The sequence below is a fragment of the Sinorhizobium fredii genome (assembly GCF_002944405.1).
In the GTDB taxonomy this organism is placed as follows: domain Bacteria; phylum Pseudomonadota; class Alphaproteobacteria; order Rhizobiales; family Rhizobiaceae; genus Sinorhizobium; species Sinorhizobium fredii_C.
Window position 1 is genome coordinate 3733740 of the sequence record NZ_CP024307.1, and the last position, 19598, is coordinate 3753337.

Here is a 19598-nt window from a genome sequence, read left to right on the forward strand (position 1 = left end):
GACATAGATTTGGAGACTGGCATGATTGCTGTCATCGGTACCTTGAACTTCATCATAAATATCGCGTGGTTCCTGATCATCGCGTCGGCGATCTTCTCCTGGCTCTACGCCTTCAACGTGATCAACGTGAACAACCAGGCGATCAACATGATCGGCCGCTCGCTCTACCAACTGACCGAACCGCTCTACCGGCCGATCCGCCGTTTCCTGCCGGACATGGGCGGCGTCGATCTTTCTCCGCTCGTCGTGCTTGTCATCCTCTATTTCATCCAGCTCTTCCTGAACACGACGATCGCGCCGGCGCTCATTCGCTGACATGGGCCGGCGAGCTCTGGCTGGCTTCGGCGACCATGCGCGCCTGGCGGTGAGGCTGACGCCGAACGGCGGCCGAGACGCGATCGACGGTTTGGAAACGGCGGCCGACGGCGAGGAGCACCTCAAGGTGCGGGTGCGCGCCGTGCCGGAAAAGGGCAAGGCGAACCAGGCGCTAATCGCCCTGCTAGCCCAATCCTTCGGCATCGCCAGGAACAGGATCTCCCTCGTCTCCGGCGCCACGCAGCGCAAAAAAATCCTCCGGATCGAGGCCGATCCGGAGGTTCTACAGAAGCGCCTCGCCGAGATCGCCGGCGCGGCAACATAATTACTTCTTCGCCTTGGCGCGCTCGACCGCTTCGCGGATCAGCTGCTTGGCGACGCCCGCATCCTTCCAGCCGAAGATCTTCACCCACTTGCCGGGCTCCAGATCCTTGTAGTGCTCGAAGAAGTGCTCGATCTGCTTGAGCGTGATTTCCGGCAGGTCGGTATAGTCGTGGACCTTGTCGTAGCGCTTGGTCAGGTGAGCCGACGGGACCGCGATGATCTTTTCGTCCTGGCCGGAATTGTCTTCCATCATCATCACGCCGATCGGGCGGACATTGATGACGCAGCCCGGTACCAGCGGCCGCGTATTGCAGATCAAGACGTCGATCGGATCGCCGTCATCGGAAAGCGTGTGCGGGACGAAGCCGTAATTGCCCGGATAAGTCATCGGCGTGTAGAGGAAGCGATCGACGACCAGCGTGCCGGCTTCCTTGTCCATCTCGTACTTGATCGGATGGCCGCCGACCGGCACTTCCACAATCACGTTGATATCTTCGGGTGGATTCTTTCCAATGGAAATCGCGTCGATCCGCATGAGCACCTCCAGGGCCGTTTAAGAAGTCGCCCGTCGGATAAAGGGAAACATGCGGCGATGCAACATGACTTTCGTCCAGCCGGGCGGAATTGCCATAGGCAGGCGACACGGCCAAATATGGGCAGAGCGGATTTTGTCCCGGAGGAAAGTCGGTGGCCAGACGCCTTGCCCGGAGCCGCTTGGCAATAGCAGCCAGATATCATCTTCGGCAGCGCCGGGATGCATGAGGGCTTGCGGCGAAATGCATTTGCCCTGGAGGTCGTTATTTCCAGACGAGGCCGACCTTCTTCAGGTACTTCTCACCGAAGTCTTCCATGCCCTCGGCAACGTCGCGCCCGCCGGCCGAGAGGAAGAAGTTATAGGCGAGTTCGCTGTCCTCCAGGCACCAGACGACGAGCCCTTCGCAGCCGAGCGATTTCAACAAGCTCTTCGCCTCGCCGAAGAGCTTCCGCCCAAGCCCGAGGCCCTGATATTCCGGGCGCAGATAGATTTCGTAGATCTCGCCTTCCTGCGGCAGCGCTCGCGCCCGGCTCAGGCCAAGCGTGGCATAGCCGGCTATCGTTCCCGCCACGTCGACGACGAGCAGTGTCGCCGGACCGCGCGTCGCCTTTCGCCACCAGGTCTCGTCGCGCCGGTTGACCATCTTCACCAGCGGGCGGTGCGGGATGAGACCGCCATAGGCCTGTAGCCAGGATGCGCGATGCACATCGGCAATCGCCGCCGCTTCATGCGGCTCCCCGGGCCTGACCTCGATCGAAACAGTCTTCATGACCTGACTCTAAACACACGGCTCGGCGAACCGGAATCCCGCCCGTCTGCCGGCCAAGCTTAACCCACAGGCAACTTTAGCGGCATCCATGAGAAGGTTAACGTGATTTTAACTTTATCCGCAAGCCGGCCGCGAAAGGCACACACAGCAAAAAACCCCGGATCGCTCCGGGGTCCTCATGCAGCTGTCGATTTTCTCGAAATTACGCGGCGCCGGCGGTGCGGGCCTTTTCGAAGCGCTTGCGCTCATGCGGATCGAGATGCAGCTTGCGAAGCCGGATCGACTTCGGCGTCACTTCCACCAGTTCGTCGTCCTGGATCCAGGAGAGCGCCCGCTCGAGCGTCATCTTGATCGGCGGCGTCAGGCGGACCGCCTCGTCCTTGCCGGCGGCGCGCATGTTGGTGAGCTTCTTGCCCTTCAGCACGTTGACTTCGAGGTCGTTGTCGCGGGTATGGATGCCGATGATCATGCCCTCATAGACCTTCTCGCCCGGCTCGATCACCATCGGGCCGCGGTCTTCGAGGTTGAACAGCGCGTAGGCGACCGCCTCGCCCGGCTCGTTCGCGAGCAGCACGCCGTTGATGCGGCCGCCGATCTCGCCCTTGTAGGGCTGATAGTCGTGGAACAGCCGGTTCATGATCGCCGTGCCGCGCGTGTCGGTCAGGAGCTCCGACTGGTAGCCGATCAGGCCGCGGGTCGGGGCGAAGAAAACGAGGCGGACGCGGTTGCCGCCCGACGGGCGCAGTTCGACCATTTCGGCCTTGCGCTCGGACATTTTCTGCACGACGACGCCGGAATGCTCCTCGTCGACGTCGATGACGACTTCCTCGATCGGCTCGAGAAGCTGGCCGTTGTCATCCTTGTGCATGACGACGCGGGGACGCGAGACGGCAAGCTCGAAGCCCTCGCGACGCATCGTTTCGATCAGAACGGCGAGCTGCAATTCGCCGCGGCCGGAAACGAAAAAGGAGTCCTTCTCGGACGATTCCTCAATCTTGAGCGCGACATTGCCTTCCGCTTCCTTGAACAGTCGGTCGCGAATGACGCGCGAGGTGACCTTGTCGCCCTCGGTGCCGGCAAGCGGCGAATCGTTGACGATGAAGGACATGGTGACGGTCGGCGGGTCGATCGGCTGGGCCGTCAGAGCCTCGGCCACCGAAGGATCGCAGAAGGTGTCGGCGACGGTGCCCTTGGTGAGACCGGCGATCGCGACGATGTCCCCGGCATGGGCTTCCTCGATCGGCTGACGCTCGATGCCGCGGAAGGCGAGGATCTTCGATATACGGCCGGATTCGAGCAGCTTGCCATCCTGTCCGAGCACCTTCACGGCCTGGTTTGGCTTGACGGAACCGGAGTGGACGCGACCGGTGATGATGCGGCCGAGGAAGGGGTTTGCCTCGAGGATCGTGCCGATCATGCGGAACGGCCCTTCCGCCACCGTCGGTTCGGGAACATGGTTCAGAACCAGATCGAGCAGCGGGCCCATTCCCTGGTCCTTCGGACCTCCGGGATTGACGTTCATCCAGCCGTCACGGCCCGAACCATAGAGGATCGGAAAGTCGAGCTGCTCGTCGGTCGCGTCGAGCGCGGCGAAGAGGTCGAAGACTTCGTTGATGACTTCCTCGTGGCGGCCGTCCGGCCGGTCGATCTTGTTGATCGCGACGATCGGCTTCAGGCCGACCTTCAGCGCCTTGCCGACCACGAACTTGGTCTGCGGCATCGGGCCTTCGGAGGCATCGACCAGCACGATCGCGCCGTCCACCATCGACAGGATGCGCTCGACCTCACCGCCGAAGTCGGCGTGGCCGGGGGTGTCGACAATATTGATGCGCGTTCCCTTCCACTCGACCGAGGTCGCCTTGGCGAGAATGGTGATACCGCGTTCCTTTTCCAGATCGTTGGAATCCATGACGCGTTCGGCAACGCGCTGGTTTTCGCGGAACGAGCCCGACTGCTTCAGAAGTTCGTCGACGAGCGTGGTCTTCCCATGGTCAACGTGCGCGATGATCGCGATGTTACGAATGCTCATTTTTTGTCTCGGAAAGTTCTGGGCGCGCGCGTCAGGGCGGGCACCGCTTTTTCAGTTGCCGCGCTCATACAGGTTTTTTTGCACGAGCGAAAGGGGGCCGGCGCGCGGAGCAGGTTTGCAAAAAGCAAGTCACCCAACGGCCGCCGGATCGAGCGTCACGCGCCAAAGCTCCTTGTCCTGCCGGTCCATGAGCCGCACGGTCAGCTGCCGCGTCTGCCCGCTGATGTCGACGATGCCGAAGAATTGCAGGCCGGCCGAGGGCGGCAGGTTGCTGTCGATGCCACCGCCAGACGCCTTGATGAACCGAACGTCCGGTCCGAAGGTCATGTCGAGCTCCTTCGGTCCATAGGTGCCGGAATGGAGCGGCCCGGAGACGAATTCCCAGAAGGGCGAAAAGTCCTTGAAGGCGGCGCGCGACGGGTCATAGTGATGCGCGGCCGTGTAATGCACGTCGGCCGTCAGCCAGACGATGTTGTCGATTGCATTGTCGCGGATGAAGCGCAGCAGATCGGCAAATTCCGTCTCGCGCCCCTTGGGCGCACCTCCGTCACCATTAGCGATCGCGTCCGAGCCGCGCTTCCTCGAATAGTCGTCCCAGACGACGAGACCGATCGGCATGTCGCAGGCGATCACCTTCCAGGTGGCGCTGGATGTCGCAAGTTCGCGTTTCAGCCAGTCCGTCTGGCGCCAGCCCAGGAGGCCGGCCTCGCCGCCCTGGTTGGCGCCGCGATAGGAGCGCAGATCGACGAAGAAGACGTCGAGCAGTGGCCCATAGGCGATCTTGCGGAAGATCCGCCCCGGCTGCGTCGGCAGGGTACGGATAGGCGTCATCTCGTGGAAGGCGCGCGCCGCCCGCGATGCATAGACCGCCACGTCCTTCTCCGGATAGCGCGGATCGTCGCGAAGATCCGTCGAGGCCGACCAGTTGTTCAGGACCTCGTGGTCGTCCCATTGATAGAAGGTCGGGCAGGCGGCATTGAGCTCCCGCACGTGCTTGTCAAGCAGATTGTATTTCCATTGGCCGCGATATTCCTCGAGCGTCCGGGCGACATCGCGCTTCTCCGGCGTCACGATGCGGTTCTTCCACATGCCGCCGTCGCGCAGCTTGATCTCGTCGGGGATTGGGTTGTCGGCATAGATCGTGTCGCCGGAATGGATGAAGAAATCCGGCTCGTGCAGCCGCATCGTCGAATAGGTCTTCATGCCGACCTCGTCGATCCCCCAGCCCTGGCCGGCGGTATCGCCGGACCAGACGAAGCGCACCGACCGGCGGCGCAGGGGCGCGGTGCGGAAGCGGCCGACGATCGGCTCGGAAACGCGGTTGCCGTCATAGAGATCGGTGGCGGTGAAGCGGTAAAAAATGTCCTGGTCGGGCAGCAGATTGTCGAGGCTGGATTTGACCGCGCAATCGGTCTGCGGCGTCGCATCGATGTCGGGGAGCCGGGCGGCGTTCGAAAAGCTCTCGGTGGTCGAATATTCGACCGCGACCCGCGCCGGCCGGTCGACCCGCGTCCAGATCATTCCCGACCGTGTATCGACATCGCCGGACTGCACGCCGTGAACGAACTCCGGCCGGCCGTAGCCCCTAGCGTAAAAGGGGGTCGCAAGCCCGGAAGAAGCGACGAGACCGGCAGCGCCAGCCGATAGGAGAAAGGAACGCCTGGTAAGCGTGTCTCGAACAGCCGCCAAATCCTGCCTCCGGTCCGCGAATCCTCGTTCTCGCAAGCGGACCATTGGCGCCATGCATGTCAGCGGCTTTACAGGCGCATGAAACTATTTGAACGGATTGGCGACAGTTCTGTGAAGGAAGCGGAGTTCCCGAAGGGAACCTCCGCCGATGTCGGTGCCCCTCATCTGCCTGCCGGCATCTTCGCCCCGCCTGCGGGGAGGAAGGTTGCGGCAGCGGGATGAAAAGGAAATCGTAATGGTCGCGTATGTGGTGGTTGAAATAGCCGCCGGCCGAATCCTCCTCAGGAGTTCCTCGTAAACATGCACCGGTACGTCAAGGTAATGATAAGGTCGGTGGTTGCCGACGAACCAGATTCTCAACATCCGGCGCGGCGCGTCGTATTTCACCGCTTGGATTGCCGTAGAGTCGAGAGTGACAGGAGATTTCCGGTTCGGCATCGACGTCTTCCTGGGTCTCTGGAAATCCTTGCCGCTTGCATTCTATAACAATGCGGCAATTCCATAAACGGTTGCACTCGCCTGCCGCTCGCACCCATCTGATCCCAAAAATCCGGTATGCGTCGGCCGCGGCACCTATGAGGTCTTTGCCTTGACCCGTTCGAACGCCCAGTCCCGCGATCGGCTCGAAGCCATTCTCACCCGCTTGGGAGAGCGCCTCGGCGACGAACGCGTCTTCATGAAGCTCTATACCGAATCCGCCCGCGCCGAAGCGGATGCCTCCGATCGCAGGGGCCGGGAAGGAACGGGTCTCGGTCCGCTCGACGGCCGCATCGTCTCGATAAAGGATCTCTTCGACGTTGCCGGCGAGCCGACGCTTGCCGGTTCAATCATCCGGCGCAGCGCGCCGCCCGCAGCGGCGGACGCGACGATCGTCCGGCGCCTGCGCGCCGCCGGCGCGGTGATCATCGGCAAGACCCATATGACCGAATTCGCCTTCACCGCCGTCGGCCTCAACCCGCATTATCCGCCGCCCGGCAACGCGCGGGACGCGAGCCTCATCCCCGGCGGCTCGTCCTCGGGAGCGGGTGTTTCGGTGACGGAAGGCACGAGCGAAATCGCCATCGGCTCCGACACCGGCGGCTCGGTGCGCATTCCGGCTGCGCTGCAGGGGCTTGTCGGCTTCAAGCCGACCGCCCGCCGCGTGCCGCTCGACGGTGCCTTTCCGCTGTCGCCCAGCCTCGATTCAATCGGCCCGCTGGCGCTGAGCGTCGCCGATTGCGCGGCGGCCGATGCGATCATGGCCGGCGAGCCATCCGAACCGCTGACGCCGCTGCCGATTGCCGGGCTGAAGCTCGCGATCCCGAAGGGTGTGCTCTTCGACGACCTCGCGTCCGATATCGCCGCGGCCTTCGAAGCAAGCCTGCAGAGGCTTTCGCGCGCGGGCGCAACAATTGCCGCATGCGACCTCGACGATCTCCTGCGCCGCTTCGCCGAAGCCACCGCAATCGGCTCCCTCGCCGGGCTCGAGGCAAGCCGCATCCATGCGGACTGGCTCCCCGACGAAAACGCGCCGGTCGATGCGCGCGCCAAATCCCCGCTCCGCCGCCGTCTCGCCGTTCCCGACGCGGCCATCGAAAGCCTGCTGCTGACGCGGCGTGCGCTCGTCCGCGCGATGGACGAGCGCCTCGCGCCCTTCGACCTCGTGCTGCTGCCGACGACGCCGATCCCCGCTGTCCCGTTCGCCTCCGTGGAGCAGGACAGGCAGGCATATCGCCGTGTCGAGGGTCTGCTGTTGCGCAACACCGAGGTCGCCAACCAGTTCGACCTGGCGGCCATCACGCTGCCGATGCCCGGCACTGCCTTGCCGGCGGGGCTGATGCTGATGGCTCGAAACGGCTTCGACGGAACGCTGCTGCGGGTGGCCGCATCCGTGGAGCGATTGTTGCAGGGCGGCTACTGCATGTCTCCTTAAATCGACCTCGATTTAAGGACAAAGCCATGCAGCAATTCAAAGTGCTACAGCGACCTTTGCGCGTCTGATAAGACGCGCGGCGCTGTAGCGCCGACCGCCTTCAGTGCATCGTCTGGAAAGACCAATCCTCATCGAGGATCCGGAACGCATCTTCCAGCGCGGCGACCAGAATATCGGTGAGTTCGTCGCCGTCGTTTTCCATCAGGTAGAGAGCCACGCTCGCATCCTGCGGGTCGCTATAGTGCTCAACAATGTCAGACATTCATCGTCCTTCCTTCGCCACGAATCATTCCGGCTGTTGGCGCCAGGATGAAAGGGCCGGCTTGTGCAGAGCTTGAGGTCCGCCGCAACCTCGCCAATCGACGCCGACCAACCAGCTGGCCGATGTTTTTCCTCGCCCTCGCCGCTCAGGCGCGGTAGAGGACCATCGAAATCGAGTGTCGAGGTCCATGATGTCGAAGAAGACGAGGCGCGATGACGCCCACCTGCAGCGGCTGAAGACCGATTTCCCGGACATTTATCGCGCCCTGCTCGCCGGTGAGATCGGCTCGGCGCGCAAGGCCTTCGTCCTCGCCGGCATCGAGCCGGAGCGCACCCGCATCGAGAAGCTCAAGAATTCCTGGGCGAAAGCGACGGATGCCGAACGCGACGCCTTCCTGATCTGGCTTGCCGCCAAAGGCGCGCGGCCACTCGCCCCGAGACTGACCTCCCCTGCGCCGACGTCTTCCGATCCGCGGCCGGCGCAAACACCCATCGCCAGCGGCCGCTACCTGCTTGCCTCCACCATCGCCGAGATCAAGGCGATCATGGACCGGCGCCGCATGACGCCTGAGGACGTGATGCAGGAGATGGGATGCGAAGCCGAGGGCCGCGCGCTTTCCGGCGCACTCGCCCGCGGCGCCAGTCTCAGACTGTCGGTCATTGCCGCCTTGGAGGCATGGCTGCGCGCCAACAGGCGCTGAGCGGAAACGCATAGACTGGGCGGAAACGGGAGCGGAAAGGATGAGCTTCGACAAGCTGCTCGGCATCGACGTCGGCTACGCCCGGTCCCGCCCGACCACCGGCATCGCCTGGAGCCTCGGCGAGGCCGTCGGCTCCGCAAGGACCCACACCGATTGGGAGCGGCGGCAGCGGCACATCCCCCTCTCGACGTCTTTCGCAATGATCGCCATCGACGGCCCCTTGACGCCGCCGGACGCCCCCGACAGGCTCGACCGCCTGTGCGAGCGCCTCTTGACCCGCGGCGCCTTCCAGCGACGCTGCAAGCCGGGCCTCAGTCACTTCGGCCACGGTCTCGCTCTCAGAAAAGCCGCCGCCGAGACCGCCGCACAAGTTGGCCACCTGGCCGCTGCCGCACCGATCGGCCGAGCCGTCATCCCCGGCGCCGCAATCATCGAGGCCTTCCCCAACGCCTTTCTCGGGGTTCTTCTCGCCGATGAGCGTTTCGCCATATCAAAAGCCGCGAAACGCAAGAAGTTCGACTGGCTCTATGCGCAAGCGGCCGAGACCGGTGTCATCGCTCGCCTCCTCGATTTCATCGGCTGGCACAATGGCCGCTTGCTGCAGAACATCACCACCGAAACCGACCACGAAAGACGCGCTGCCTGGATCTGCCTGCTGACCGCCGCCTGCGCCGCGGCCGGCAAGTCGGAGGTCGTCGGCGATCCGGCCGGAGGATGGATCTGGCTGCCGCCGGCGGAACTCTGGGCGGGGTGGGCTGCCGACGCCCTGAGTCGGAGCAAGGTGGCGGCCGCGTGCGGTGGCACGACGCGGCGGTGAACCTGTTTAAACTTGGGCGTGATTTATGGCGGAGAGGGGGGCTGCCTCCGCCTAACTCGGTAGATACCGGTAACTGCCGTTATATGCTTTCTAAGGCATTGTAACATTGGATTTTTTCCATTATGTCTTCGTCGGCAACTGCCGATAGAGCTCGCCTATTTCCGCTGGTCAATCCGGGGGTTGAAACGGGGGCCAAATAGTGGGAGTATGAATTGATGGCACTGAATACGAAGCGAATCGCGAAGCTGAATGCACCGGGTCGTTACCGTGATCCCGAGACACGTGGGCTCTATTTGCAGGTTGGTCGCACCGGCACCAAGAGCTGGCTGCTCCGGTATGAGCTAAACGGGCGGGAGCGTTTTCACGGACTGGGATCGCTTGATGATTTTAGCCTCAAGGAAGCTCGTGAGCGTGCACGGGCGGCACGACAGAAAATTGCTGATGGCATAGACCCGATCGATGTGAAGCGTGCCGAGCGGGCAGCTCGTGCCGTTGAAGCTGCAAAGGCCGTCACCTTTGAGGAAGCAGCTCGTCAATATTTCGATCAGAACGAACCACGCTGGCGCAACCGTAAGGCGGCAGCACAGTTCCTCTCCACCATGGAGGACTATGTATTCCCGGTCTTCGGCAAGGTATCGATTGCGCAGGTAGACACGGGCCTTGTCCTGAAAGCCTTGGAGCGTGAACACCCCAATCGGCCCGGTAAAAGTGTTTGGATGGCAATTCCTGAAACCGCTAACCGGATTCGCGGTCGCATAGAGAACGTATTGGATTGGGCCACGACGCGCGGGTATCGCGACGGTGAGAATCCGGCCCGTTGGCGTGGTCATCTGCAAAATGTGCTACCCGCACGTGGCAAGATACAGCGCGTCGAGCATCACCCAGCAATGCCGTATTCGAAGCTTCCGACCTTTATGGCGCAGTTGGCCAAGCGGGAGGGTGTTGCGGCCAAGGCGCTGGAGTTTACGATCCTGACAGCAGCACGGACAGGCGAGGTTATTGGCGCGACGTGGGACGAAATTGACCTTGATGGAAAGGTCTGGACCGTCCCCGCAGGCCGCATGAAAGCATCCAAGGAACATCGTGTTCCCTTGTCAGATCGTGCCGCCCTAATTCTCAACTCCCTTCCCCGTGAGAAGGACAATCCATTCGTATTCATAGGTGCGCGTTCGAGCGGCTTGTCCAATATGGCGATGGCGGCGGTGTTGAAGCGCTTGGACCGCAATGACGTTACCGTTCATGGATTCCGCTCCACCTTCCGCGACTGGGCTGCGGAGTTGACCAGCTATGCAAATCACATTGTCGAGCAGGCGCTGGCACATACAATCGGTAATGCCGTTGAGCGCGCCTATCGCCGTGGCGACCTGTTTGAAAAGCGCGTGCGGTTGATGACCGATTGGTCGCGTTTTTGCGCGAACCCTGCGCCAGTTGGCAAGGTGGTTCCGATGAGGACTGCGGAATAGTGGCTTGCCCTATCCAGGTCTAGGAGGACGCTGCGTGAGAAGTTGGCATCAAGATGATCTGCTTGAACTCGTTGAGCGCATATTGGCTGACACGGAAGATGCTGGCGAAAAGACGGTCGTCCTGAATACCAAGGCGGCGCGTGCTCTGCTGGAACTTGCCAAGTGCGCGCCGAAGCCGCGCGGACGGCCGCCGGTGAAAGGGCGTGATCGAGTCAACGAAAATGTTGCACTGCGCTCGGCGCGAAACAAGGAGAAAAAACTCATCGCTGAAGGTATGCCGAAGGGAGCGGCACGAAGGAAAGTATCTGAAGAAACCGCTGTGAAACTCCGGAAAAGAAATCTGGACGCTTCTACTATCAAGCGACGCTTAGAGAAGCGGTGACAGTAAATTCTCCACTACCTGAGGGCGCCGGCTATAGGTTACGGCTCAAAGCCGTATCAGCCTGCCTCTAAATCCCGGATTTGTTGCGGAAGAACTCTGCTCGAGCTCGCGATATGGGTCACAGCAACGCTCGTTAAGTCGAGCGGATGCTTGATAAGGAAACCCATCATGAACGAGACCACCGAACCGCAGCGCGTTCTGCGCGAGTCTGAATTGCCTGTCTTGGACGGGCTTCGAAAAACCCAAAGGGCCGAACTGATACGGCGAGGCCTATATCCGGCACCCGTGCGGATTTCTGATCGCCGGAAGGTGTGGTTGGCCCATGAGATCGCAGACTGGCAGCAGGCGCGCATTTCCGCCCGAGACACGAAGGGCGCACTCTGATGACCGCAGCGAACTCTATCATTAACGCGCTCGGCGGCAATCAGCGAACAGGTATGTGTCGTTGCCCGGCACATGATGACAGGAAGCCATCGCTGCATGTCAGCGCCGGCCGGAAAAGGGTTGTATTCTTTTGCCACGCTGGCTGCTCGCATGACGCGATTATGGACGCCCTCAAACAACAGGGCCTTCTGCCGACGAAAAGGAATGGGGCCAGGATCCGTCCGGCGGAGGATGTTGGCACCACGGGCACCGAGCAGATCGCTAGGGAACTGCTGGATGCCGCTGAGGAGTCAACTGAACGGCCGAAGGCCTATTTGCGACGACGAGGAATCAATTCGTCGCCGTCGGTGCTGAAACTGGTCAGCGCAGGCGTGATGCACTTTATCACCGGCAAAATGCTTCCCGCGATGATCGCACCCATCACCGACAAGGACCGCCGGATCATTGGGGTCCATGTGACGTACCTGACGGCCGACGCAAGGAGTAATGGGGTCGGCATACACGGCAAGGTCCGGCGCATATATGGCGAGCTTGCCGGCGGGCTAGTCGTCCTCCAGCCCGCCGATCCAGAACAGCCGTTCATTCTTGGTGAGGGCATTGAGACGGTGCTCAGCGCAATGCAGATCACCGGCTTTCCGGGAGCAGCAGCGCTGTCGGCAACGAACTTGCCGAAGATTGCGCCGCCTAAATGCTCTGAGGTCATCATCGCCGCTGATGCCGACAAGCCGGGCATCGAAGCGGCTGAGCAATTGGCAGGTCGCCTTACCTCAGCCGGACACAAGGTCAGGATTGCGGCACCCGTGACACCCGGCAATGATTGGAATGACGAGTTGAGATCATGCCACAATATCAAGAACTGAAGCGCCAGCTAACAGATGCACCGCTCTACGAGCCCACCGCCGATGATGACGAAGATACATTTCTTGCTGCCGTCAAACCGTGGAACGGGCCGGTGGACGGCAGAGTGCTTCTCGATGAGATTGTGGCCGTATTTAACCGCCATATGGATTTGCCGAAGGGTGCGACCGAAGCGCTGGCGCTTTGGGTGATGCACTCCCACGCGCACGATGCCGCTCAGCACTCACCCATCCTGTTCATCTCAAGTCCGACGAAGCGGTGCGGCAAGACCAACCTACTATCGGTCCTTCAGCTCCTCGTGCCGAAGCCGCTGTCGGCGGCCAACGTGACGCCTGCGACTGTTTTCCGGTCGATCGATCTCTGGAAACCGACATTGCTGATCGATGAGGCGGACACCTTCATATCCGAAAAATCGGAACTGCGCGGAGTATTGAACTCCGGCCATAGGCGGTCGCAGGCGCATGTCCTGCGATGCGTTGGCGACAACAATATACCGACGCCCTTTTCAACATGGTGCCCCAAGGCGTTCGCCGCGATCGGACGCCTTGATCCTACGCTTGAAGATCGCTCCATCATTATCGAGCTCCGTCGAAAGCTGAAGACCGTCAGCGTTGTGCGGGTGCCTGTCCGTGATGATGCCTACGAAGAATTGCGCCGAAAGGCGGCACGATGGGCAGAAGATCACATGACCCTTTTGGAGGAAGCAGATCCCAAGGTGCCTGACGCGCTCTCCGACCGCGCCCGCGACAACTGGACCCCGCTCCTGGCCATCGCCGAAATCGCCGGAGGGGATTGGCCGGATCGGGCTGCAATCTCAGCCCGGCAACTATCGTCACGTGATGACGATGAAGGTGAAGCTGAAATGCTCCTTCAGGATCTACGGGCCATCTTCGCGCGCAAGAAGGCCGATTCGCTATGGACAGATACGATTGTGGAGGCGCTGGTTGAGATCGAAGATCGTCCGTGGGCTGAATTTAGGAGGGGCCAGCCGATCACGGCCCACGCTCTGTCCCGGCTTCTGAAGCCCTTCAACGTCTTCCCGCGCAAAATCCGCCTCGATGGCGCGCAGGTAAAGCGTTCTGGCTACGAGCGCGAACGGCTGGAACCTGTATGGCGACGCTACATTGACGGTGACAGCACCTGCAAACAGACCGGGCGAACGGGCCAACGTGAACAGAAACAACGGCTTAAGGTGGGGCGCAACCAGGCCAGGCGCTAAGGCCATGGGCCGGGTGTGGTCAGCCGCAAGTTATTGAAAAATAAGCACTTGGCCCGTTTGCCTGATTTCAACCGCACGACCAAGGTGTCTGACTGCTTGAAGGGCTTGCCACGATGGCGGCGTGCCTTGATAACCGATCCGCCCACGGGTGGCTGGTCTTTTGGCGAACAGGATGACAGACGAACAGAGAGTTAGGCGGTGATGTGCACCGTCATCATCCTATTTATATCAATGCTTTAGAGTAATCTTTATCAGGAAACCCCGACTTTACCCACCGGATCATTGCCACTGCGGCTTGAGGACGCCACGATTGACCTATCCTGTCTAGCGGTGACCTTCCTTGTCACCGCTTCGCGAATGGCAGCAAGGCGCCCCCATCGCGGTCGTTCTGACTCGGCCTGCCGCTTCCCGAAACCGGCCGTTCGTTGTGGCGTTTGAGCCGGTCTCGCGCAGAGGTGCACCGGGACCCTGTAAGACGATCTCGGATGGCTGCCGCCGGCTCAGTGGCGATCCAGTATCTCCACGACTTGGACGCCCAGGCTGTTCTGCAACGCGCGCAGGGCGGCGGGGAAGCGTCGCCCGACCACCACCAGGGCATCAACCGAATGCCGAGCACCACTGACACCGCGCTCGGCTTCCATGACAGCGCGGTACTTTACGCATTGAAATAGCCCGCGCGTCAGGTCGACATCATTAGAGATGCTCGACTTGACCTCGACGGCGACGAGCCGGCCTGGCGCATCGAACAGCACGTCGATCTTGTCGCCCGAGGGCAAGGGTGCTTCCTTGGTCGCTCGTGCGGTCAGAGGAAGTCCCACGAGGATCGGGCTGTTCGCCACCCGGTTCTTGAGGCGCCGGTGTTCCTCGCCTTCACCGCCGCCGCCGCTCCGCCCAGTCTTGGCCTTCGCGACGATGTCGCGGGCCTCGGGCGAGGCGGGAGTTAGCTTGCACGCTTCGAGAACATCGGCCCAATAGGGTAGGCGTAGATCTCATGCCAATAGGCGTCGAGATAGGCGCGCTTCTCCATCACCGAGAGATTGCGATAAACGCTCATCTTCTCGGCAAGAAAGCCTTCGAACCCATGCCCGGGCAGTCGCCGGTGCTGGTTGATCACCAACGACTGGATCTGTGGTATCTCGCCCCAGCCGTGCTTGCGCGACAGCTCATTCAACGTCGTACCGATGCTGCCAAGCACGTAGTTAAGGTTGCGAGGGTTCGGCATCGCGAGCTCGACGGCCAACGCTTCATAATAGATCGGTTTGCGCGATGCAGCTTGCCGCGCCAGGATCGGCAACGCGCATCGCGCGCGAATCTGGTAGAGCCTCTTGCCGAACATGTTGTCGCATTGCGATGCTGTCTCCGCCACGCGCTTTCCCCTCGTTCACAGCCGTTTCGTCGCGGCAAGTAAGATATCTTATGACGGATCCGGGACGCTCGAAAAGCAGGAAGGCTAGCGACCGTTACGCGCCGTCATTTCGGACGTTCGGGGTTCCCAACTTATTAACCACTAGCTGCCGCACGCGGCAGTCAGATAGAGCTTCCAGAATTGGAGCAGCGAATTTCTCCTACAGGCCGAATGAATAGCACGCGTCCGTAAGGGCTCCGCCCGCTGCGTCGATTGTCCAATTACAAAATTTGAGCCCTGTAGGCGCGAAATTGCCGCGGAACACATTGTTCGTAAAAGGTATAGCTTATCGGCGGCTTTGGCGACCCCTGCCGAGGCCACCAATTTTCGGTTGGCACTGATTAGCGAGATCGCCTACCGTCTTTTCGAGCTTGCAACTCTATTGTAAGTAGCGTGTATGAGATCGATCCGCTAAATCTTTCGGATGTGCAGTGACCGCATTCATCTTTACATTTTTGGTTGCGCCAGCGCTGTTTCTAATCGGCTGGTACTTCAGCAGACCTTTGCCACCAGAATTTGACACCTATCGGCTGATCGATTGGCTGTCTTTGATTGGTTTTTTCATCGGGTACCTGGGGTTAGTGTTCTCAGGGTACGCTGCGCTAGGCGTTAAACGGCTTTCTGATCGCTACTTCACTCGTATGCGCTTGCCTGATTTACGCAGGAAAATCGATAAATTAGCTCCACAGCTCGGGGAAATCGCCGAATTGCCCGCCGACCAGGCTATAAGTGCGCAAGTATTCTCTGAAGTTTCGGTCCAAATCGCCGCTCTCAAGCGGTTGAACGGCTTTAAAAACAGAAAGCTCGCGAAGTCGATAATCTCCAAAAATCGAAAAGTCACAAAGTGGCTTTCTGCGAATCGATCAGCAGGCACGCTACTCAACGAATGTGACGCGATGTGGGAGCTTTTTAGAGAGCTGAACGAGATCAGCCTGCACGTCAGCACCTCGATTGAGGAAGAGAAAGCAAAATAATGGTTTATACGCAACATGACTGGATCAGAGCCGTTTCGAAGCTCACTGAACTTACTTCAAAGCAGCAGATCAAATGGGATTTAACTCACGAATATGATGATGTAAGCAATGAAAAAGTGGACAAGGCATATGAGGCCAAACACCAAAAGAATAGGTATGTCGTAAAGCAGGTTCAAAGGCAGGAGTGGTACGACGCTGAGCCGGAAGATTTCGTATGGAACGGTCCATATTACTCTCTAGAAATTTACCAGCGCATTTCCCCTATTAGAGAGGATTTGGTAACTACTGCGCCGAGTATTCCGATAGTTAGAGAGTTGTTCAACAAAGTGCAATCTTTGCATGTCTATCAACTGGGTGTGCTGGATGACCTCCTTAAGTCCGATGAATCAAACTAGCTCCACAGTTCCTCTAAATCGACATCTCTGCTGTCTGGTTTTTTGTTATCCGGAAGCCTATTAACCTGCACTAACATCGGGATATCAAACGTTGTTCCGGTTATCACACAAGCACCTTGAGGCAAATTCGGAATTTGACTGCGAGAAACACTATCCAGCGTAGAAATCGTATTCTCAAGAAGGGCCAAGTCTCGATCATTGACCAAGCGGTGGATAAAGAAATTGTGCAACTGAGAAATGATCGTTGGGGAGATGTCTGCAGGACGCTGGCTTGCTAAAGTTATGAACATGCCGAACTTTCGCCCTTCCTTGATAATCTCCTCGAATAACTCCAGGCGATAGTCTTTCCAGCTTTCGGCTTCACGAATCGACTGCTGTGAAAGGATATTATGCGCCTCGTCTATGATCACGTGCATCGTTGAGTCTGGTGGAGATGAAACCCGCGCTTTGTGCAATTCGTAAAAATGTTTAGCAATCAAGATCGGCAATATTTTCTTTACTTCTTGCCTGCAATCCCGAAGTGAGATCACGGTCACGGTCTTTGTATAAATAACTTCGGAAGATACGGAAATTACCTTCGCGAAGTCGTCTTTCATTGCGTCAATACGACGTAGCAAAGGATGGATGTGTTCATATTGAGCGGACCCGTGAAGCACGTCGCGTATTATTTGCAAATCCGACCGAACTAGTAGTTCCTGGAAGCCGCTTGGGCTGCTTTCCGAGATTTTATTGATTGCATCTCCAAAACGCGCTGCGTAAAAAGCGTCATCAGAACTTAAAAACTTCCAAGTGTTGTCGTTATCGACGAAATGAAAGGAGTCTATGTCCTTCCCTTTTCTGAGAGAAACTTTGTTCAAATCACTCAGCAGGCTTTGATCGGCGTCCAAATTTCTGGCGAGAGCTTTCAACAGTTCCAGCGCTTCGAGTTTAGGTTCCTTGGAGCAAAGTACCTTCTTGAAGCTCGAAACGATGTATCGCGACAAGCTGTTGGGGATTGATAAGAATTTCGCTCTGCCCGAAATCACGCGGCGAAGAAAGGGTCTTTGGGTGTTTGCAGTGGCTTGGAACAATATACCAAGTGTTTCTGCATCCCAAAACTCGGTATCCGGCAGATGGAACTTGTCTTCGGAATTCTTCCTGGTCGACAGTCGAATGACGTTCTTTTGGTCGACACTTGTTAACTGATCGGCAGTGTATTCTCCATTAAAATCGAGGAATATAAAATTACTCTTTCCAGATATTTCATCGAATTTATTATCGAAAAGTACCGTAAATAGCTTTGTGAGCGTATTTGACTTTCCGCTCCCCGTGTTACCGAATATCCCGAAATGTGTGTTAAAGACCTTCTGCCAAGGCAAAGATACCTCGATTCCTTCCTTCAACAGCGTGCCGATGGCAAAGTCTTTGCTGGACTTGCTTTCGAAAATGCGGCCGATTTCTGCTTCTGAAAGCAGGCGTGCGGAGTCGCTAATTTTGGGGAGGAACTTGATGCCATCCTTAAAGTCTTCAGCTTCAAAGTAGCCAATCGGCCGGACCTTGAGCTTTCGAATGTAGCGCTGCTGTGCTCCGTCGTATTCGGCATTTCGTTCATCGAGGTATTCACCTTCGATGATGCAAACGATATCCCGAAACCCGTGCTCAATCGCAATGAATTCCCTTATCGACACTCCCTTGTAGCGTTTGCCGTTGTAAAAATGCGTCTCCAAATTAGAATTTTCAAACGCTCTCAATGTAACATCGACACCAACAACAGCAATCACTTCTCCAATGGTAATTGTCATGATCCAGCTTCATCCGAGCGTGCTTCAACGGTAAAAACTTGCTCATTGAAAGCTCTAAAATCTAAGTCCCCGTCCACGCAAATGAGTTCGACGTTGTCAAATCCTTCAAATTTTTGCTGAAGAGAAGATTTTTCCTTATTGTTAAAGCAGCAAACGAACATTTTTAGAGTCGGATTAGAAAGGGATCGCTTTACCAAGTTTAAAATGTGTTCGTCAGCGAATGAAAATCCGAATACAACAAATACCGAATTCGGTTTCTCTAATTCGTAGCTCAAAAGGCGAAGAGTTTGATAGTAGTGTTCTTCAAAAACCGTCTCGTGAAATTTCCATTTTGTAGGATTAACAATTGGGAGCTGCTCGTATTGCTTCCAGAATTCATCAATCTGAGCGTCAGGGATGTTGACATCAAGAGATTCGATATCAGCGTCGCTCTTTTCTCCATCATTCAGCACTGCGTCGAAAAGTTCATTCTCGATGCACGGCACTTCTGACATTCGGGCCTGTGCACGAGCGAGGTCGTAGGAAATTTCGATGTTGTCGCTGCCGTCTTTAAACCAATACACCGAACCGTGCAGCTGAAGGAGGTTTACCTGTGGGATGCTCTTGCTGTGTCGGTCAAACACACCCTGGTCTCGGAAGAATCTGTTGAAATTCTTGGCGTACATATTCCGCTTTATGAAGCCAGAGCCTCCGTCATTTAGAATAAAATCTGCGTAGCCATGCCGCAGCATCCTTTCCGATACGTGTGCAATCAAACCATCGTAATTTGTTGTGAAAATGTTGGCTCTGTTCTGCTCTCGTTTCTTTGCGGTCAGCGCCAACACGGTTTTGAGAAAGCGCTCGTAGTTTTCCAGAACTTCCCATTGAATTGCGTTGAGCGACGAATAATCACCGATCTGGAAGTCTGACGCTGGCTTAATCACCTCTTTCACGTACCAAGAAAAGATAAGCGTCTTTATCTTGCGATTACCTTCAAATTGGGTCGCTAATGTTTCAAGGGTATGAGACTTCCCGGCGTCCTTTTTTTTGAGTTTAACAGCTAATGTCGGCAGTAGTCCGTAGGATGCTCCTGACCCTAGAAGAAAGTTCAAGTTTTTATCAAATATGTCGCTGCGATTTATGTTGGACAAAGTCGCGTCTCGTGCTTTGCGTGTGGCGAAGCGCAAGATACCACCTTCATCTTCCAAAGCGCAATCGCGACTAGAGCGGAATTGCTCTAGGGTGGCGAGTGCAAGACTTGGAGCTTAAGGAAATTACACGTACGCGAAGGAGGAGCGTGCGTTCGACGTGAACGTGCCTTGTTATCACCTCATGTTGAGTTGCAAGCGATAAATCCCGTGGAAAGGCATAGAGGTTCGTTGACTGCAACCATAGATGCAGCGAGT

At 58.0% G+C, this 19598-nt stretch carries 22 protein-coding genes; 12 read left to right on the forward strand and 10 right to left on the reverse strand.

Going from position 1 to position 19598, the window contains the following annotated elements; genetic code table 11:
• Positions 1-21: 21 nt before the first annotated feature.
• Together NXT3_RS18315 and NXT3_RS18320 are read left to right on the forward strand one after the other, a co-directional pair.
• Complete coding sequence (locus NXT3_RS18315) at positions 22-315, forward strand: YggT family protein (RefSeq protein WP_012709685.1); 294 nt, start codon at positions 22-24, stop codon at positions 313-315.
• Position 316: 1 nt separating this feature from the next.
• Positions 317-640 (forward strand): DUF167 domain-containing protein, encoded by a 324-nt coding sequence (locus tag NXT3_RS18320; protein WP_097526146.1) that lies wholly within the window; start codon positions 317-319, stop codon positions 638-640.
• On the opposite strand, the gene ppa is transcribed toward NXT3_RS18320, so the two are convergent.
• From ppa to NXT3_RS32465, 5 genes are all read right to left on the reverse strand, one after another.
• Entirely contained in the window at positions 641-1174 is a 534-nt protein-coding gene (gene ppa, locus NXT3_RS18325) for an inorganic diphosphatase (RefSeq protein WP_037417814.1), read from the reverse strand.
• 262 nt (positions 1175-1436) lie between these two features.
• Entirely contained in the window at positions 1437-1943 is a 507-nt protein-coding gene (locus NXT3_RS18330) for a GNAT family N-acetyltransferase (RefSeq protein ID WP_097526145.1), read from the reverse strand.
• A gap of 202 nt (positions 1944-2145) precedes the next feature.
• Positions 2146-3972, reverse strand: a complete 1827-nt coding sequence (gene typA / locus NXT3_RS18335; RefSeq protein WP_097526144.1) for a translational GTPase TypA — start codon at positions 3970-3972, stop codon at positions 2146-2148.
• Between the two features lie 129 nt (positions 3973-4101).
• Positions 4102-5661: an alkaline phosphatase D family protein gene (locus NXT3_RS18340; RefSeq protein WP_104839814.1), complete on the reverse strand. Its 1560-nt coding sequence runs from the start codon at positions 5659-5661 to the stop codon at positions 4102-4104.
• An 84-nt stretch (positions 5662-5745) separates the two neighbouring features.
• On the reverse strand, positions 5746-6099 hold the full coding sequence (locus NXT3_RS32465; RefSeq protein WP_337442162.1) for a KTSC domain-containing protein: 354 nt from the start codon (positions 6097-6099) through the stop codon (positions 5746-5748).
• 151 nt (positions 6100-6250) lie between these two features.
• Between NXT3_RS32465 and NXT3_RS18350 the strand changes: the two genes are divergently transcribed.
• The gene (locus NXT3_RS18350; RefSeq protein WP_104839815.1) at positions 6251-7573 is read left to right on the forward strand and encodes an amidase; all 1323 of its coding nucleotides are present in this window, start codon (positions 6251-6253) and stop codon (positions 7571-7573) included.
• A gap of 100 nt (positions 7574-7673) precedes the next feature.
• Here NXT3_RS18350 and NXT3_RS18360 read toward each other — a convergent pair whose 3' ends face one another.
• The gene (locus tag NXT3_RS18360; RefSeq protein WP_097526141.1) at positions 7674-7835 is read right to left on the reverse strand and encodes a hypothetical protein; all 162 of its coding nucleotides are present in this window, start codon (positions 7833-7835) and stop codon (positions 7674-7676) included.
• A 190-nt stretch (positions 7836-8025) separates the two neighbouring features.
• On the opposite strand from NXT3_RS18360, the gene NXT3_RS18365 reads away from it, so the two are divergent.
• The 7 genes from NXT3_RS18365 to NXT3_RS18390 all read left to right on the forward strand — a co-directional run bounded on the left by NXT3_RS18365 (position 8026) and on the right by NXT3_RS18390 (position 13658).
• Positions 8026-8535: a hypothetical protein gene (locus NXT3_RS18365; RefSeq protein WP_097526219.1), complete on the forward strand. Its 510-nt coding sequence runs from the start codon at positions 8026-8028 to the stop codon at positions 8533-8535.
• Between the two features lie 40 nt (positions 8536-8575).
• Entirely contained in the window at positions 8576-9352 is a 777-nt protein-coding gene (locus NXT3_RS18370; protein WP_037417828.1) for a DUF429 domain-containing protein, read from the forward strand.
• Between the two features lie 215 nt (positions 9353-9567).
• The gene (locus tag NXT3_RS18375; protein ID WP_104839816.1) at positions 9568-10815 is read left to right on the forward strand and encodes a tyrosine-type recombinase/integrase; all 1248 of its coding nucleotides are present in this window, start codon (positions 9568-9570) and stop codon (positions 10813-10815) included.
• Between the two features lie 34 nt (positions 10816-10849).
• On the forward strand, positions 10850-11197 hold the full coding sequence (locus NXT3_RS31725; protein ID WP_158665355.1) for a hypothetical protein: 348 nt from the start codon (positions 10850-10852) through the stop codon (positions 11195-11197).
• 168 nt (positions 11198-11365) lie between these two features.
• Positions 11366-11581, forward strand: a complete 216-nt coding sequence (locus tag NXT3_RS18380; protein ID WP_104839817.1) for a helix-turn-helix transcriptional regulator — start codon at positions 11366-11368, stop codon at positions 11579-11581.
• Positions 11581-12441 (forward strand): toprim domain-containing protein, encoded by an 861-nt coding sequence (locus tag NXT3_RS18385; RefSeq protein ID WP_104839818.1) that lies wholly within the window; start codon positions 11581-11583, stop codon positions 12439-12441. The genes NXT3_RS18380 and NXT3_RS18385 overlap by 1 nt, the downstream gene beginning before the upstream one ends.
• Positions 12420-13658, forward strand: coding sequence for a DUF3631 domain-containing protein (locus NXT3_RS18390; RefSeq protein WP_104839819.1), 1239 nt, complete (start codon positions 12420-12422; stop codon positions 13656-13658). Before NXT3_RS18385 ends, NXT3_RS18390 begins: the two co-directional genes overlap by 22 nt.
• 500 nt (positions 13659-14158) lie before the next feature.
• On the opposite strand, the gene NXT3_RS18395 is transcribed toward NXT3_RS18390, so the two are convergent.
• Both NXT3_RS18395 and NXT3_RS18400 read right to left on the reverse strand, forming a co-directional pair.
• Positions 14159-14434, reverse strand: coding sequence for a hypothetical protein (locus NXT3_RS18395; protein ID WP_158665356.1), 276 nt, complete (start codon positions 14432-14434; stop codon positions 14159-14161).
• Positions 14435-14598: 164 nt separating this feature from the next.
• Positions 14599-15024, reverse strand: a complete 426-nt coding sequence (locus NXT3_RS18400; protein WP_158665357.1) for a hypothetical protein — start codon at positions 15022-15024, stop codon at positions 14599-14601.
• 470 nt (positions 15025-15494) lie between these two features.
• Between NXT3_RS18400 and NXT3_RS18405 the strand changes: the two genes are divergently transcribed.
• Positions 15495-16037 carry a hypothetical protein gene (locus NXT3_RS18405; RefSeq protein WP_104839822.1) on the forward strand — a complete coding sequence of 181 codons (543 nt, stop codon included), beginning with the start codon at positions 15495-15497 and terminating at the stop codon, positions 16035-16037.
• Positions 16037-16432: a hypothetical protein gene (locus NXT3_RS18410; RefSeq protein ID WP_104839823.1), complete on the forward strand. Its 396-nt coding sequence runs from the start codon at positions 16037-16039 to the stop codon at positions 16430-16432. The genes NXT3_RS18405 and NXT3_RS18410 overlap by 1 nt, the downstream gene beginning before the upstream one ends.
• Here NXT3_RS18410 and NXT3_RS18415 read toward each other — a convergent pair.
• Both NXT3_RS18415 and NXT3_RS18420 read right to left on the reverse strand, forming a co-directional pair.
• Positions 16429-18213: an ATP-binding protein gene (locus NXT3_RS18415; protein ID WP_104839824.1), complete on the reverse strand. Its 1785-nt coding sequence runs from the start codon at positions 18211-18213 to the stop codon at positions 16429-16431. The two genes, NXT3_RS18410 and NXT3_RS18415, sit on opposite strands and share 4 nt — an antisense overlap.
• Positions 18210-19400, reverse strand: a complete 1191-nt coding sequence (locus NXT3_RS18420; RefSeq protein ID WP_199773310.1) for an SIR2 family protein — start codon at positions 19398-19400, stop codon at positions 18210-18212. The genes NXT3_RS18415 and NXT3_RS18420 overlap by 4 nt, the downstream gene beginning before the upstream one ends.
• Positions 19401-19598 lie beyond the last annotated feature (198 nt).